The sequence below is a fragment of the Rhizobium sp. BK418 genome (assembly GCF_004341105.1).
Lineage (GTDB): Bacteria > Pseudomonadota > Alphaproteobacteria > Rhizobiales > Rhizobiaceae > Rhizobium.
Genome location: NZ_SLZK01000005.1, coordinates 350,831 through 365,796, shown reverse-complemented (window position 1 = coordinate 365,796; position 14,966 = coordinate 350,831). Strand labels below are relative to the sequence as shown.

Here is a 14,966-nt window from a genome sequence, read left to right as displayed (position 1 = left end):
CGGTGCCCGGCCTTGAGAACAGTGAATTACTTGGCGACGACGGCCTTTTCCGGGTTCGGCGGGAAGGACGGATCGCTCTTGTTGCCGCGCAGCAGGTCAAGCGCGTAGTTGAGCTGGACGTCGTCCTTCGGATCCGGCGGGACGTAGGCAACGGAACCCGAACCTTCGTCCGTTTCGTTCTGACCCTTGATGTGGCCGCGCAGGGCGGATTCACCCTCGGTCACCATCTTGCCCTGGAGATCGGCCGGAAGGGGCTCTTCCACCTTGATGTCAGGCGTAATGCCGGTACCTTGGATCGAGCGGCCCGACGGCGTGTAGTAGAGCGCCGTCGTCAGACGCAGCGCCCCGTTCTCGCCGAGCGGGATGATCGTCTGGACCGAACCCTTGCCGAAGGACCGCGTGCCGAGCACCGTTGCGCGACGCAGGTCCTGCAGGGCGCCGGCGACGATTTCCGATGCAGAAGCCGAACCGCCGTTGATGAGAACGATCAGCGGCTTGCCATCTGTCAGGTCGCCCGGACCGGCGTTGAAGCGGCGGGTCTCATCCGGGTTGCGACCGCGGGTGGAAACCACTTCACCACGCTGCAGGAAGGCGTCGGAAACATTGATCGCCTGGTCGAGCAGACCGCCGGGGTTGAGACGCAGATCAAGGACAAAGCCCTTGAGCTTGTCGGCCGGAACGGTGGCCTTGATCTTCTGGATCGCCTTTTCGAGATCCGGATAGGTCTTCTCGGTGAAGGAGATGACACGCAGGTAGCCGACATCATCCTCGACGCGCGACTTGACGGCCTGGACGGCAACGACGTCGCGAATGATTGTCAGTTCGATCGGCTTATCAGCCCCCTTGCGGATGAGCGTCAGCTTGATCGGCGTGTTGACGGCGCCGCGCATCTTCTCGACGGCGTCTTCAAGCTTCAGGCCGCGGACGGACTGGCCGTCGATCTCGGAAATATAGTCGCCGGCGAGGACGCCAGCCTTGGCGGCGGGAGTATCATCGATCGGGGTGATGACCTTGACGAGTTCGTCTTCCATCGTGACTTCAATGCCGAGGCCGCCGAACTCACCCTTGGTCTGGGTGCGCATGTCTTCGGCGTCCTTCGCATTCATGTAGCTGGAATGCGGATCGAGCGAGGACAGCATACCATTGATGGCGCTTTCAATCAGCTTGTCCTCAGCCGGCGGCGTTACGTATTGCGCACGCACGCGTTCGAAGACGTCACCGAATACCGAAAGCTCCTTATAAGTCGATGCGCCAGCCGCCTCTGCAGGCACGCCTGCGGAGTAAATGACGCTCATCGCGGTCGCGCCCATCAGTGCGCCGACCAGAACAAGAGAAGCCCTACGAATCATTGCGTGCCTTTCCAGTGTCTTTGGCGGTCCACCACGGTCGGGAATCGACCGGTTTACCGTCCTTTCGAAACTCAATGTAAAGCGTCGGCCGATCTGTTTCCAGCGCCAATGCTGTTGCGCTTGCCACTCTTTTCGCACCCATCACAGCCAGAGGTTCGCCGGAGAAAACGAATTTTCCCTGACGGGTGCTGATCGTATCCATGCCTGAGAGAACCAGGTGGTATCCGTCGCCAGCGTCGAGGATGATCATCTGGCCATAGCTACGGAAGGCGCCGGCAAAAACCACCAGACCATCAGCAGGGGCCGTAACCACCGTCTCCGGATTGGTCGCGACCGTCATTCCCATGGCCTCGTGTCCGGTGCCATCGGCATCGCCGAACTGGCGCAGAATATCGCCTGCCACAGGCAACTCCAGCTTTGTCTTCAATTCTCCGAAGGGATATGCGGGCGCAATGCGGTTTTTATCGGGCACACCGCTGTCAGCCAAAGCCTTCGCCTGGGCACGCTGTTCGTCCGTCAGCAGCTTGCGGTTTTCTTCCGCTTGCCTTGCGGCTGCGGCGGCATCGCGCACCGAGGCGATTTCCGTTTCCATCGAGGCTACAAGGCTTTCGAGCGTCGTCGCCTTGCCCGCCAACTCCTGCGAACGATGCTTCTCGGCCTCCAGCTCGGCGGTGTTCGAGCGGCTGAGCTTGTCGTTTTCGGCAAGCAGCAGGTCCATGCGCCGTTCTTCCTCCAGGCTGTTTGCCATGGTGGCGGCGAAATCTTCCTTCTCCTTGGCGCTTGCCGTCTGCAGGGCCGAAAGATTGGCGAGATCGGCGGCGAGTTTTTCGGTCTCCTTGCGGATGCCAGGCACCACGGCGCCGAGCAGAATGGCACTACGAACAGAGCCGAGCGCATCTTCCGGTGTCACGAGAAGGGCAGGCGGCGGGTTTCTGCCCATGCGCTGGAGGGCAGCGAGAACCTCGGCAAGAAGCCCACGGCGCTCGTGTAGGGAGCGGCGGATGCCGTCTTCCTTCACGCCGAGCTCGGCGAGCTTCTTTTCGCTAGCGAGAATCTTGCCTTCTAGCGATTTACGGCGAGCGGCGGAATCGATCAGTGCCTGGCGTATGTTTGCCGTGCTCTTTTCCAGATTATCGATGCTGCTTTGAAGTTCAGTCACTTTGTCGGAGGACAGGCTTATCGTCTTCGACAGCTTATCGAGTTCGGCTCGGGTCTCATCGCGCTTTTTCGCAAGTTCGGCTGCGGGATCAGGCGGCGGCTGGTCGGAGGACGCTGCAGGTGCTGCCGGTTCGGCTGCGGGCGGCGTGGGGGCGTCCTGCGCCCGCACTGAAGACGAGTGGCCAGAAACGACAGTGACGGCCGCACTCAGCCCTGCGGCAATGGCCGGCAGGAACAGGCGTGATCGCTTGGAGGCAGCTCTCGTCATACGTTTGGGGTTTACTCGTTCAAAATCGCCCGGAACCTAAGCTGATTTGGGCCCGTTGGCCAGAAAGTTTGAAGGAGAACAGGCCAGGAGGCAAAACACGGCTGCGTGACCATTTCCGGCCGTATCAGACACGATGATAAGGATGCCCGGAGAGGATCGTTACGGCGCGATAAAGCTGCTCGGCAATAAGGGTTCGGACAATCTGGTGCGGCCACGTCATCTTGCCGAGGCAGAGTGTCATGTCGGCGCGGTCGTAGAGCGAGGGATCGAGGCCATCGGCGCCGCCGATCGCAATCGTCAGGTCGCGCTTGCCCTGATCGCGGTAGCCGCCGAGCAGATTGGCGAAGGCTTCGCTGTCCAGTGCCTTGCCGCGTTCGTCGAGAAGAACGAGAATGCTGCCGTCGGCAAGCGACTTCAGCAGCATGGCCGCTTCCTCGCGTTTGCGGGTCTCGGCGTTGGAGGCGCGGCTTTCGGCAACTTCGGCAATACGGGAAAATTCCAGGCCGACCGCAGGACCGGCCTTTGCAAAACGGTCGAAATAACGGGCCGCAAGATCCTTTTCGGGGCCGGACTTCAGCCGTCCCACCGCAAAAAGACCAATCCGCATTCATCCGCTCCTGCTCTGCCGCGCTTCGGAAGCGCAATGTGGATTTACCGGCCCGCCATCGAAAGCCGGCCTGGTCAGTTACCACACTTCAGGCGCCGGGCGGATGCCGAGCTGCCTGTCAGTGCCGCGTTTCCTCGTCCATATCTGGAGCCGCCCACATCTTTTCGATGTTGTAGAACTCGCGGATTTCGGGACGGAACACATGCACAATGATGTCACCGGTGTCGATCAGGATCCAATCACCGCCTTCCTGACCTTCGACGCGGGCCGTACCGAAGCCCTCGTCCTTGAGATCAGTCAGAAGATGATCGGCGATCGCCATGACATGCCTGTTCGAGCGGCCAGAGACGACAACCATGTAGTCTCCCAGCGCCGATTTTCCAGCAATGTTGATGGTGACGATATCTTCAGCTTTGGAATCCTCGAGGCTGACGAGGACGGCTTCCAGAGCACGGGCAGCGCCATCGGCGCCACGTTCCGAACCCTTCGGGACAACGACGAGCGTTTTTCCCTTGGCGTGTACTGTTGTCAGTGCTTTCCCTTTCCTGGAATGACAAACCATGCACAACACAAATCCGGCGCAACCGGATCATGGTTAAGATAGGCATCAAACCATTAACGTTTCAAGACGCGGCGCAGCGCGCGACGGCGGAAAGCCGTATTTGGCGTGACGAAATCGAGATTTCGACCCTTGGTCGACATGGAGCAGTTGTGTACAGCGTCTTCGGTCGAGCGTAAAGTAATGAAGACTTCTGCAAATTCCGATCGATATGACCGAAATCGCCAAAAATCCGCTTACGCCCGTCCTGCGAATCACGTTTCCCGATGACGATCGCCTCGGCCACGGCAAGATGGAACTGCTCGAACATATCCGCGAGACCGGTTCGATCTCCGCGGCAGGCCGCGCAATGGACATGTCCTATCGTCGCGCCTGGATGCTGGTTGCCGATATGAACCGCATGTTCAGGGCCCCGGTGGTGGAATCGCAGCGCGGCGGCCAGAAGGGCGGCGGTGCGGCGCTGACGCCTTTCGGCGAAGAGTTGCTGGCGCGCTTTCGCGAGATGGAAAAGACGGTGCGTAACAGCCTTGCTGAGGATCTCGCCTGGCTGCAGAACAACCGCAATCTTCAACAGAATGGTCGGGGCTGATCAGGCTTCCAGCGCAACCGTCTTGACGACGGCGAAAGCGGGCATGCCCTGGCGCAGGCCGAGGCGTTCGCAGGAGAGTGCGGTGATACGCGAAAGTACGGCGTCGCCGGCGCAATCGAGGCGGATTTCCACAGTACCATCCGCAGCCGGCGAAAGCTCGGCGATGGTGCCTGCCAGAATGTTGAGGGCGCTCAAGCCCTCCGGCTTCTGCGTCGCCAGCATGACGTCGCGCGCGGGGATGCGGATCCGCGCGGGCTTGCCGACAGTCGGCGCAATACCCGGAACATAAACTCGGCCGGATTTCAGCATGATCGTTGTGATCCGCTTGGCCGCATCGATGGTCTCGACCGCGCCCTCGAGCACAACGCTTGCCTCTCGTCGGTCTTCCGGGAGCAGCGAAGATCGACTGAGGACCTCCGTCGCAGGACCTGCCGCCTCCACCTTGCCGTCGCGCATGACCACGACCTGGTTTGCCAGGCGTGCGACCTCTGCAATCGAATGGCTGACATAGACGATGGGAATGTCCATGTCGTCACGTAGGCGCTCGAGATAGGGCAGGATTTCGGCCTTCCGTATTTCATCGAGCGCAGCCAGCGGTTCATCCATCAGGAGCAGGCGCGGCGAGGACAGCAATGCGCGGCCGATCGCGACGCGCTGTTTCTCGCCGCCCGAGAGTTTGGATGGGCTGCGGGCAAGGAGTTCGCCGATATCGAGCAGATCGACGACGCGGTCGAAATTTTCCGTGTGTACGGATTTCGGCGCGAACCAGCGTCCATAAAAGAGGTTTGTTCGGACGCTCAGGTGCGGAAAGAGCCGCGCTTCCTGGAAGACATAGCCGAAACGGCGGTGGTGGCGAGGAACGAAAATGCCTTTTGCCGTATCTGTCAGCGTTTCGCCATCGAGTAGGACCCGGCCTTCGGCCGGGCGGGTGAGGCCGGCGATGATGCGGATGAGCGAGGTCTTGCCGGAACCGGAGCGGCCGAAAAGCGCCGTCACGCCGCGCTCGGAGGTGAAGGCGGCGTCGAGGCTGAAGGCGCCGAGGCGATGTCTTGCTTCGACAATGAGCGTCATTCCGGATCGATCCTCTGACCGGCGAGATACGCGAGGAACTCCGAAGCAAGCAAAGCGAGCATTGAGATCACGATGGAAACGAGAGTTAGCCGCATGGCGCCGGCATCGCCGCCCGGCACCTGAGTGAACGTATAAATGGCGGCTGACAGCGTCTGGGTTTCGCCCGGGATGTTGGAAACAAAGGTGATGGTGGCGCCGAATTCGCCCATCGCTTTGGCAAAGCAGAGGATCATACCGGCGATGATGCCGGGAATGGTGAGCGGCAGCGTGACTGTCAGGAAGACCCAAATAGGGCTCGCGCCAAGCGTCCCAGCCGCTTCCTCCAGCTTGCGGTCCACGGCCTCGATAGACAGGCGGATGCTGCGGACCATCAAGGGAAAGCCCATGACGCCGCAGGCGAGCGCAGCGCCCGTCCACCGAAAGGACAGCACGATGCCGAGATATTGATCGAGCAGGCTGCCGATCGGGCCGCGGCGTCCGAAAAGGATAAGGAGAATGAAGCCGGTGACGACGGGCGGCAGAATCAACGGCAGGTGAACGATGCCATTCAGAAGCGACTTCCCCCAGAAGCGGCCGCGGGCGAGCAGCAGTGCAACAAAGATGCCAGGCAGGAGGCTCGCCATCATGGCGACGAAGGAAACGCGCAGGCTCAGCAGAATCGCCGTCCATTCCTCGTCGCGCAAACCGAACATATCCAAACGTCATCTTCTCCGAAACATAGAAGGCCGGCGATGCGAGCCTTCACGCTAAGCTGTAGCCGCTAATTGCGCAATTATTTCAGGATCGTGAAGCCTTGAGCGGTAAAGAAGGGGGCGGCCTTGTCCGACTTCAGGAAGTCGAGATAGGCGGCGGCGTCCGGGTTCTTACTCTCAGCAAGCAGGGCGATCGGATAAATGATTGGGGGGTGGGAGTCGGCCGGGAAGGTGCCGACGATCGCGACGCCTTTATCGGCGGCTGCGTCCGTCTGGTAGACGATGCCGTAAGGCGCTTCGCCGCGCGAAACGAAAGCGAGTGCGGCGCGCACACTCTCCGCATAGGCAACCTTGGCTTCTACAGACTTCCAGACGCCGAGCTTCTCGAGCGCGGTTTGACCATATTTGCCGGCCGGAACCGATTTCGGTTCGCCCATAGCGAGCCTGCCATCCCCGAGAAGGCCAGCAAGATCAAAGCCCGATTTGATTTCGACCGGCTTCTGCTTGCCGTTTTCAGCTACGAGGACGAGGCGATTGCCGAGCAGGTTGGAGCGCGTGTCCGCCTTGATCAGCTTCTTGTCGGCAACATAATCCATCCAGTTCAGGTCGGCGGAAATGAAGACATCGGCCGGAGCAGCGTTTTCGATCTGCTTGGCGAGCACACCGCTTGCCGCATAGGAGGCGACGGCTTCCTTGCCGCTTTCCCTTGCCCAGGCGGCATTGGCGGCGTCGAGCGCATCCTTCACGCTTGCAGCTGCGAAAACGGTGACCTTCTCGGCGGCTGCGGCTGGAGCAGAAAGTGCTGCTGCGCCAAGCCAGACGGTCGAAATCGCGGCAGCCAGTTTCATCCAGTGGCGGCGGTTACGCATGATCTTCTCTCCGGGTTCGAAATATTTAAACGGATATAACGACAGAGAAGGTTTGGCTAGGGTTGCGTTTCTTAAAATATAACGGTGGCTGGACGTGATTTGCCGCGCCGCATGCTCATGCATTCGCGAGATGCATGGCTCGCTTTGAGCCGGAAATCGCCGAGGCGAAAATGTGGCAGTTCCTGGTGGCAAATGGCAGGTCGAAAGAATGATAAGTTTGAATCGTCTGTTTTTGCTGATTAAAATGGCAGCGTGTCCAACTGTATTTCCGCGAGACTTGCGCTAAATGCATTGCTGCAATGCACCGATATATATTCACGTTCTGAACAAATGTGGTAAAACACAATCATCCGACGGCTTCTCCTCCTCCCATAGCCGTCCGATAGGATCGACAACACTCCTCCTCCCAGTTGTCGATCAAGTTTTAAGCCCGACGCACCTCCTCCCGCGTCGGGCTTTTTATTTTCAGCAAACTTTCCAGACGATTCGTTCTATTCCGCGGCTTTATGATGATCGCCGTTGCGGATGGCTGTCGAGCTCAAGGTCGAGCGAGGCCCGTGAATGAAAGTCCAGGCGGGCGCCGGCTTCTTCCAGAGAATGCGGGCATCGTCCTCGTCAATGCGGGCAAAGGCGAAGGTCTTGGCCATTTTCGAAGAGAGGTAAGAGAGGGTCGAGCCCGGCCGGTCGATGACGGCAATCGGGAAAGTGCGCGCGATATCCTGCCATTTCTGCCAGCGATGGAAGTTTTCCAGGCTGTCAGCGCCCATGATCCAGATGAAATGCACATGCGGATTGCGTGCTTTCACGCGGGCGAGCGTATTGGCTGTGTAGCTGACACCGAAGGACTGTTCGAAGGCTGTCACCTTGATATGCGGGTCGGAGGCGATGCTTTCGCTGCGGGCGATGCGCTCCGAAAGCGGTGCCAGGTGATTGCGGCTCTTCAGCGGATTGCCGGGTGTCACCATCCACCAGAGCTGATCCAGCCCCAGGCGGCGGATGGCAATTTCGGCGACCAGCGCATGGCCTTCATGCGGCGGATTGAAAGAACCGCCAAACAGACCGACGATCATGCCCCGTTCGCTATGCGGCATGCGGAGATAGTGCCGGTCTATCTGCTCTGTGTTCACGTCAGGGCCGCGTCTGTCCACTGCCGCGAACGCGGTATTTGAAAGAGGTGAGCTGCTCGACCCCGACAGGGCCACGCGCGTGCATTTTGCCGGTGGCAATGCCGATTTCCGCACCCATGCCGAATTCGCCGCCATCGGCAAACTGCGTGGAGGCATTGTGCAGCAGAATGGCCGAGTCGATCTCGGTGAAGAAACGCTCGACGACTTCAGGATCCTCCGCAAGCACGGCTTCCGTATGGTTGGACGAATATTTCTGGATATGGCCGATCGCACCGGAAATGCCGTCAACGACGGCAACGGAAATGACGGCATCCAGATATTCGGTCGACCAGTCTTCTTCGGTCGCAGTCTTCAGCCCGGGTATCACCTCGAGAACGGCTGCCGAAGCGCGGACTTCGCAACCGGCCTGACGCAAAACCTCGACCAGTGGCGCCAGATGCGTGCTGATCGCGGCGCGGTCAACCAGCAGGGTCTCAGCAGCGCCGCAGACGCCGGTGCGGCGCATCTTGGCGTTGACGATGATATTCTTCGCCATTTCGAGATCGGCGGAGGCATCGACATAGATATGGCAGAGGCCTTCCAGATGCGCGAAAACCGGTACGCGCGCCTCGCTCTGCACGCGGGCAACGAGGCTCTTGCCGCCGCGCGGCACGATGACGTCGATTGCGCCACCAAGCCCGCCCAGCATGGCGCCGACTGCAGCGCGGTCGGTGACGGGCACGAGCTGGATCGCATGTTCCGGCAGGCCAGCTGCCTTGAGGCCTTCCACCATGCAGGCGTGGATCGCAGCCGAGGAACGGCGCGAATCCGAACCGCAGCGCAGGATCACCGCATTGCCGGCCTTCAGGCAGAGCGCACCGGCATCGGCCGTGACGTTCGGTCGGCTTTCAAAGATGACGCCGATGACGCCAAGTGGCGTGCGGACACGTTCGATCTTCAGGCCATTCGGGCGATCCCAGGCGGCGATGACCTCGCCGACGGGATCGGCAAGAGCGGCAATCGCACGGATGCCCTCAGCCGTTTCCGTGACGCGCTTGTCGTTCAGCGTCAGGCGGTCGATGAAGGAGGCGAGCATGTCCGTACCCTCCACATCCTTCAAATCCTTGGCATTTTCCGAAAGGATATGGGCTCTGTTCGCCATGATGGCATCGGCCATGGCGTTCAGAGCCTTGTTCTTGGCATCGGTGGAAGCAAAGCCCAATGGTCGCGCGGCGGCCTTGGCCTTGCGGCCGATGTCGTTCATCAGCACGTCAATGTCAGGGCTTAGCGCAACCGTATCAAGCATAGCTTGCGTCCTTCTTCTGCCTTTCCGATTTCGAACCGATCTGCGCCGTCATGACCATATCGTCGCGATGGACCATGGCGGCGCGGCCGGGATAACCGAGGATCGCCTCGATGTCAGCCGACTTGCGGCCGGCGATCTGGCGGGCTTCCTCTGCGTCGTAGCTGACCAGCCCGCGGGCGATCTCGCGGCCGGAGGGGGCGATGATCGCAACCGTATCGCCGCGGGCGAAATTGCCGGAGACGCTGCGCACGCCGGCGGGAAGCAGGCTTTTGCTAGCGCCGAGCGCCGTGACTGCGCCTTCATCGAGATGCAGCATGCCGGCTGGCTGAAGCTGTCCGGCAATCCAGGTTTTGCGGGCGGTGACGGGCGTGCCCGAAGGCGCAAACCAGGAGTAGCGCGCACCGTTTTCGATTGCTGAAAGCGGGCTTTCCGTCTTGCCCGAGGCGATGATCATGGCGCAGCCGGAGGTCGTCGCGATCTTACCGGCATCGATCTTGGTGCGCATGCCGCCGCGCGAGAGTTCGGAGGCCGCGCCACCGGCCATTGCTTCGATCTCGGGGGTGATTTCCGCAATGGTTTCCAGGAATTGCGCGTTCGGATCGAGATGCGGCGGAGCGGTGTAGAGACCGTCTATATCGGAGAGAAGGACCAGCAAATCGGCGCCGGTCATGGTGGCGACGCGGGCGGCAAGGCGGTCGTTGTCGCCATAACGGATTTCGCTGGTTGCGACCGTGTCGTTCTCGTTGATGATCGGCACAGCGCCGATCTTCAGAAGCTGGTTGATGGTGGCGCGGGCGTTGAGGTAACGGCGACGCTCCTCCGTATCGCCGAGCGTCAGCAGGATCTGGCCGGCGACCGTATCGTCGCGTGAAAGGCTTTCCGACCAGGCGCGTGCCAGCGCGATCTGGCCGACCGCCGCTGCAGCCTGGCTTTCCTCCAGCTTCAGGGCGCCGGAGGGAAGATCGAGCACCGAGCGGCCGAGCGCGATAGCGCCTGACGATACGACGAGAATATCGACACCTTTGGACTTCAACCCCGCGATATCGGAGCACATGGCATCGAGCCAGGCTTTCTTCAGGCCGGTCTTGCGGTCCACCAGCAAAGCCGAACCGATCTTGATGACGATCCTTCGGTAACGATCCAGCGGTTTACGGCTACTCATCGCTCTCGTCCTCGTCGGTGAGGATCATGTCGCGATGGCGCAGCTTCGGCGTCTTGGCCGGCTTTTCCTCGGCATTGGCTTCAACGATGATGTCGCGCAGCGCGCGCAGCACTTCGGTCATACCGTTGGCGGTGACGGCCGAAATCAGAAAGGGTGTCTTGCCGCAGGCCTTGGCGAGTTCCTTGGCCTTCTTCTTCAGGGTCGCATCGTCGAGCACGTCGATCTGCGAAAGCGCAACGATCTCCGGCTTGTCAGCCAGCTCATTGCCATAGGCTTCGAGCTCGTGTTTGACCGTTCTATAGGCCTTCCCGACCTTTTCCTCCTGCGCGGAAACCAGATGCAATAACACGCGTGTGCGCTCGACATGGCCGAGGAAGCGGTCGCCGATACCGACACCTTCATGCGCGCCTTCGATAAGGCCGGGAATGTCGGCGAGGATGAATTCCTGACCGTCGATGGTGGCAACCCCGAGGTTCGGGTGCAGCGTTGTGAACGGATAGTTCGCAATCTTCGGACGGGCACGGGTCACTGAAGCAAGGAAGGTCGACTTGCCGGCGTTCGGCAGGCCGACGAGGCCGGCATCGGCGATCAGCTTCAGATGCAGCCAGATGGTCTTTTCTTCGCCAGGCAGACCGGGATTGGCCCAGTCCGGTGCCTGATTGACCGAAGACTTGAAATGGGCGTTTCCGAAGCCGCCATTGCCGCCCTTTGCGAGGCAGAAGCGCTGGCCTTCCTCCGTTAGGTCGCAGATCAGCGTTTCCTGGTCCTCTTCGAGGACCTGCGTGCCGACAGGCACCTTGAGCGTCACGTCGTCGCCATTGGCACCGGTGCGGTTCTTGCCCATACCGTGCATGCCGACCTTGGCCTTGAAGTGCTGCTGGTAGCGAAAATCGATCAGCGTATTGAGGCCATTGACGGCTTCTATCCAGACGTCGCCGCCGCGCCCGCCGTCGCCTCCGTCAGGCCCGCCGAACTCGATGAATTTCTCGCGGCGGAAGGAAACGCTGCCCGCGCCACCATCACCCGACCGGATATAGACCTTTGCTTCATCGAGAAATTTCATTTTACTTCCAGTACTCGGTGCGTTTGGGCGACCCCTCTTGGCCCATTCGATATAGGCGGTTCAGGCGGAGGTCAAAGAATATCGTGATTTTTGCGAGCTATAACATACAGTACGGCTTCGGTCTCGATGGCAGATACGATCTGGAACGCATCGCCAAAAGTCTCGACGGCGTTGATGTCATCGCCCTGCAGGAGGTGACGAGAGGCTTCATCCGGAACGATTATGCCGACATGCCCGGTATCATCGCGGCCCTGTTTCCCGACCATTTCTGGGTCTATGGACCAGCCTGCGACATGCATGTCGAGGCGCCGGAGGGCCAGATTCCCCTGCCGCGCGGCACCCGTTTCCAGTTCGGCAATATGGTTCTGTCGCGCTGGCCTATCCTGTCGACGCGAACGCTGCTTCTGCCGCGCAGCCGTACGGTCGACAAGATCAATTTGCAGCGCGGCGCAACGGAAGCCGTTATTGCCCTGCCGGGCGGCGCTGTCCGCGTCTATTCCGTCCATCTCGACCATGTTTCCGTCGACGAGCGTATCGCCCAGCTTCTCTACCTCGGCGATCGCGTCAACGCCTTCATTCAGGAAGGCGCCTCGCTCAGCGGTGCAAGCGAATTCGGACTTCCGGAGCCGCCGCTGCCGGAGAACTACATAATTATGGGCGATTTCAACATGGAGCCGGAATCGCAGGAATATTGCACCTTTGCCGGATCGATCGACCGGTTTCACGGTCGCACGGCGCGGATCGGCACGCCGATCGACGCCTTTGCGGCGCTCGGAGCCTATACGTCCGGAAGCTATAGCTGGATGGACCCGAAGGATTGCGGCAGGCGCATGCATCTTGATTACTGCTTCGTCAGTTGCGGTTTGAAGGATCGGCTGAAATCCGCCGCCGTCGATACGAGTTCCACGGGCTCCGACCACTTTCCCCTGCAGGTCGAGATCAGCGATTGAAAGGACGCCGCAGTTTACGCGGCGCCCTTCCCATGTCAGGCGACCTTTTGCTGCTGCAGCGCGCCGGGCTGCAGCACGGTTTCGATATGGGCGACCATCGTGTTGCGAGCGAAAGAATAGATTTCGCTGCAGCCGGTCATCCGGAAACCGAGCTTTTCCTGCAGCCGGAGCGATGCAGGATTGTCGGCAAAGACGCCCGAATGAACCGGCACGTCGGGCATGCGCCGCGAGAAACGCTCCAACGCTGCCTCTGCCGCCTCGCTCATATAGCCTTGCCGCCAGTAGTAGCGGTTCAGCCAGTAGCCAAGGTGCCAGCGGCCGTGACGAAGCTCGATCGACACATTGCCGATATGAACGTCGTCACTGCCAGTTATCGCCAAGTTCCAGTCAGGCATTACACCCGACGTGACCGGGATCAGCCAGTCCAGCGCATCCTGTCGGTCGAAGGGGGCGGGAACGCGGGCCAGCATTCTGGTGACCGCGAAATCGGAAAGCGATTCCGCAATCGCCGGAGCGTCGCTCAACCTGTGGGGGCGGAGCGTCAGCCTCGCGGTCGTGATGACCGGCGCGGGGCCGGGCATCATGGGCTTGGTCCTGGGCCTCTGCAGGGTAACGGCGTTCATGAGATTGCCCCCCAGCTTCTCAGCGACATCCAGGTCTTGCGGTCGAGCCGATACCATTCGACCGGCACGTTGCTGCCGAGCGCCAGCGAAGCGGCAAGGCCGGATCCCTGGAACTGGAAGCCGCACTTCTGGATGACCCGGCGCGAGGCGACGTTCATGACCCGGCAACGGGCGTCGATCTGTTCGACCTGCTGCCTTGTCCTGAACACCATATCGACGAGCGAATGGCATGCCTCGGTCATATAACCCTGGTTCCAATACGGCTCGCCCAGCCAATAGCCGATCTCGACAGTCCTCTCATCGGTGTGCGGTTCTACTCCGCAGCAGCCCATGAAGGCGCCATTCTCGGCCTTGGTGATGGCATAGACGCACTTGCCAATCTCGCCATTTCGCGTACGCCAAACAAAGTCGGCGGCATCATTGGCGGTATAGGGGTGCGGCATACGCGATACCATGGTGGCGACTTTGGCGTTGTTGGCGAGATGGGCAAGGGCGTCAATGTCTTCTTCATGGGGCGCGCGCATGACGAGCCTTTCCGATAACAAGACAGGGCAATCGGTCCTTAACCGCTCCGGCCTCAGCCGTTCCATGGAAGACCGCTGGTCTTCCCGGGATGACCGTGATTGGTCAACCCTTATCAATTCGCCTTGCATGTTCAGTCCTCCTGTTTGGACAAAGAAAAAGGGGAGATGGCGCCCCATCTCCCCTGTTTTCTGGACTGAACCTGGTACGGTCAGCCGGGTCGATGAGACGCCGGCTGTTTTTGAGCGCTACCGGCTTATTCCGCTGCTTCCGCTTTCGGCATTACAGACACGTACACGCGACCATTGGCCTTCGTTCGGTAGTCCACATTGCCAGCCGTAAGCGCAAAAATGGTATGATCCTTGCCGAGGCCGACATTGGCGCCCGGATGCCACTGGGTACCGCGCTGGCGAACGATGATGTTGCCAGCTACGACGTTCTCGCCGCCGAACTTCTTCACGCCGAGGCGCTTGGATTCGGAATCGCGACCGTTGCGCGAGGAACCGCCAGCTTTTTTATGTGCCATTGGAGTTCTCCTTTAAACCTGAAACCCGTTGATCTTACTTGGCGGCCACGATGTCCGTGATACGGACAACCGTGTGATGCTGGCGATGGCCGCGCGAACGCTTCGAATTCTGACGACGACGCTTCTTGAAGGCGATGACCTTCTTGCCGCGGGTCTGGTCGACGACTTCCGCCTTGACGGAGGCGCCGGCTACGAAGGGCGCACCGATCGCCGCGTCGGCGCCTTCGCCGATCACGAGAACTTCGGTGAATTCAATGGAGTCGCCAGCGGAGGCTTCAAGCTTCTCGATGGTCAGCACGTCATTGGCTGCCACGCGATACTGCTTACCGCCGGTCTTGATGACTGCGAACATTATTTTATCCTTTCATGTTCGATCCAGCTCTCCCCGCAAAAGGCAGGTGGCTGTCTTTTTATCAGTCGAAGTTAAGCAGGGATTTCAGGGAACTAGCCCGGAACTCTGGTCTGCCGGTGAAACCCCGCGCGAGCGCGAGGCGGGCAAGGGGCGGATTACTCCACTCCTATTGCGAAAGCGGGATACGCGAGTGA

Annotated in this window: 17 protein-coding genes; 2 read left to right on the top strand and 15 right to left on the bottom strand. The window is 60.3% G+C overall.

What is annotated here, in order from left to right:
• Positions 1–26: 26 nt before the first annotated feature.
• The 4 genes from EV281_RS21610 to rsfS all read right to left on the bottom strand — a co-directional run bounded on the left by EV281_RS21610 (position 27) and on the right by rsfS (position 3,944).
• A complete protein-coding gene (locus tag EV281_RS21610) occupies positions 27–1,349 on the bottom strand; it encodes a S41 family peptidase (RefSeq protein WP_132656066.1) in 1,323 nt (440 codons plus the stop codon).
• A complete protein-coding gene (locus EV281_RS21605) occupies positions 1,339–2,745 on the bottom strand; it encodes a murein hydrolase activator EnvC (protein WP_132656307.1) in 1,407 nt (468 codons plus the stop codon). Before EV281_RS21605 ends, EV281_RS21610 begins: the two co-directional genes overlap by 11 nt.
• Before the next feature lie 154 nt (positions 2,746–2,899).
• Positions 2,900–3,382, bottom strand: a complete 483-nt coding sequence (gene rlmH, locus EV281_RS21600) for a 23S rRNA (pseudouridine(1915)-N(3))-methyltransferase RlmH (RefSeq protein WP_132656064.1) — start codon at positions 3,380–3,382, stop codon at positions 2,900–2,902.
• Between the two features lie 118 nt (positions 3,383–3,500).
• Complete coding sequence (gene rsfS / locus EV281_RS21595) at positions 3,501–3,944, bottom strand: ribosome silencing factor (RefSeq protein ID WP_132656062.1); 444 nt, start codon at positions 3,942–3,944, stop codon at positions 3,501–3,503.
• Between the two features lie 208 nt (positions 3,945–4,152).
• Here rsfS and EV281_RS21590 point away from each other — a divergent pair, with 208 nt between their 5' ends.
• Positions 4,153–4,530 carry a winged helix-turn-helix domain-containing protein gene (locus tag EV281_RS21590; protein ID WP_132656060.1) on the top strand — a complete coding sequence of 126 codons (378 nt, stop codon included), beginning with the start codon at positions 4,153–4,155 and terminating at the stop codon, positions 4,528–4,530.
• Here the strand turns inward: EV281_RS21590 and modC are convergent, their stop codons facing one another.
• From modC to obgE, 7 genes are all read right to left on the bottom strand, one after another.
• Positions 4,531–5,601, bottom strand: a complete 1,071-nt coding sequence (gene modC / locus EV281_RS21585; RefSeq protein ID WP_132656058.1) for a molybdenum ABC transporter ATP-binding protein — start codon at positions 5,599–5,601, stop codon at positions 4,531–4,533. It abuts the gene before it with no gap.
• Positions 5,598–6,299, bottom strand: coding sequence for a molybdate ABC transporter permease subunit (gene modB, locus EV281_RS21580; RefSeq protein WP_132656056.1), 702 nt, complete (start codon positions 6,297–6,299; stop codon positions 5,598–5,600). Before modB ends, modC begins: the two co-directional genes overlap by 4 nt.
• Before the next feature lie 74 nt (positions 6,300–6,373).
• A complete protein-coding gene (gene modA, locus EV281_RS21575) occupies positions 6,374–7,162 on the bottom strand; it encodes a molybdate ABC transporter substrate-binding protein (RefSeq protein ID WP_132656054.1) in 789 nt (262 codons plus the stop codon).
• A 491-nt stretch (positions 7,163–7,653) separates the two neighbouring features.
• Positions 7,654–8,253 carry a nicotinate-nucleotide adenylyltransferase gene (locus EV281_RS21570; protein ID WP_245508333.1) on the bottom strand — a complete coding sequence of 200 codons (600 nt, stop codon included), beginning with the start codon at positions 8,251–8,253 and terminating at the stop codon, positions 7,654–7,656.
• A gap of 37 nt (positions 8,254–8,290) precedes the next feature.
• Positions 8,291–9,574, bottom strand: coding sequence for a glutamate-5-semialdehyde dehydrogenase (locus tag EV281_RS21565; protein WP_132656050.1), 1,284 nt, complete (start codon positions 9,572–9,574; stop codon positions 8,291–8,293).
• Positions 9,567–10,736 carry a glutamate 5-kinase gene (gene proB / locus EV281_RS21560; protein ID WP_132656048.1) on the bottom strand — a complete coding sequence of 390 codons (1,170 nt, stop codon included), beginning with the start codon at positions 10,734–10,736 and terminating at the stop codon, positions 9,567–9,569. The genes EV281_RS21565 and proB overlap by 8 nt, the downstream gene beginning before the upstream one ends.
• A complete protein-coding gene (gene obgE, locus EV281_RS21555; protein ID WP_132656046.1) occupies positions 10,729–11,799 on the bottom strand; it encodes a GTPase ObgE in 1,071 nt (356 codons plus the stop codon). Before obgE ends, proB begins: the two co-directional genes overlap by 8 nt.
• Before the next feature lie 83 nt (positions 11,800–11,882).
• On the opposite strand from obgE, the gene EV281_RS21550 reads away from it, so the two are divergent.
• Positions 11,883–12,749: an endonuclease/exonuclease/phosphatase family protein gene (locus EV281_RS21550; RefSeq protein ID WP_132656044.1), complete on the top strand. Its 867-nt coding sequence runs from the start codon at positions 11,883–11,885 to the stop codon at positions 12,747–12,749.
• Between the two features lie 35 nt (positions 12,750–12,784).
• On the opposite strand, the gene EV281_RS21545 is transcribed toward EV281_RS21550, so the two are convergent.
• The 4 genes from EV281_RS21545 to rplU all read right to left on the bottom strand — a co-directional run bounded on the left by EV281_RS21545 (position 12,785) and on the right by rplU (position 14,772).
• Complete coding sequence (locus EV281_RS21545; protein ID WP_132656042.1) at positions 12,785–13,372, bottom strand: GNAT family N-acetyltransferase; 588 nt, start codon at positions 13,370–13,372, stop codon at positions 12,785–12,787.
• Positions 13,369–14,025, bottom strand: a complete 657-nt coding sequence (locus EV281_RS21540) for a GNAT family protein (RefSeq protein WP_132656040.1) — start codon at positions 14,023–14,025, stop codon at positions 13,369–13,371. Before EV281_RS21540 ends, EV281_RS21545 begins: the two co-directional genes overlap by 4 nt.
• A gap of 125 nt (positions 14,026–14,150) precedes the next feature.
• Complete coding sequence (gene rpmA / locus EV281_RS21535) at positions 14,151–14,420, bottom strand: 50S ribosomal protein L27 (RefSeq protein WP_113429721.1); 270 nt, start codon at positions 14,418–14,420, stop codon at positions 14,151–14,153.
• A 34-nt stretch (positions 14,421–14,454) separates the two neighbouring features.
• The gene (rplU, locus tag EV281_RS21530; RefSeq protein WP_007824851.1) at positions 14,455–14,772 is read right to left on the bottom strand and encodes a 50S ribosomal protein L21; all 318 of its coding nucleotides are present in this window, start codon (positions 14,770–14,772) and stop codon (positions 14,455–14,457) included.
• Between the last annotated feature and the right edge of the window lie 194 nt (positions 14,773–14,966).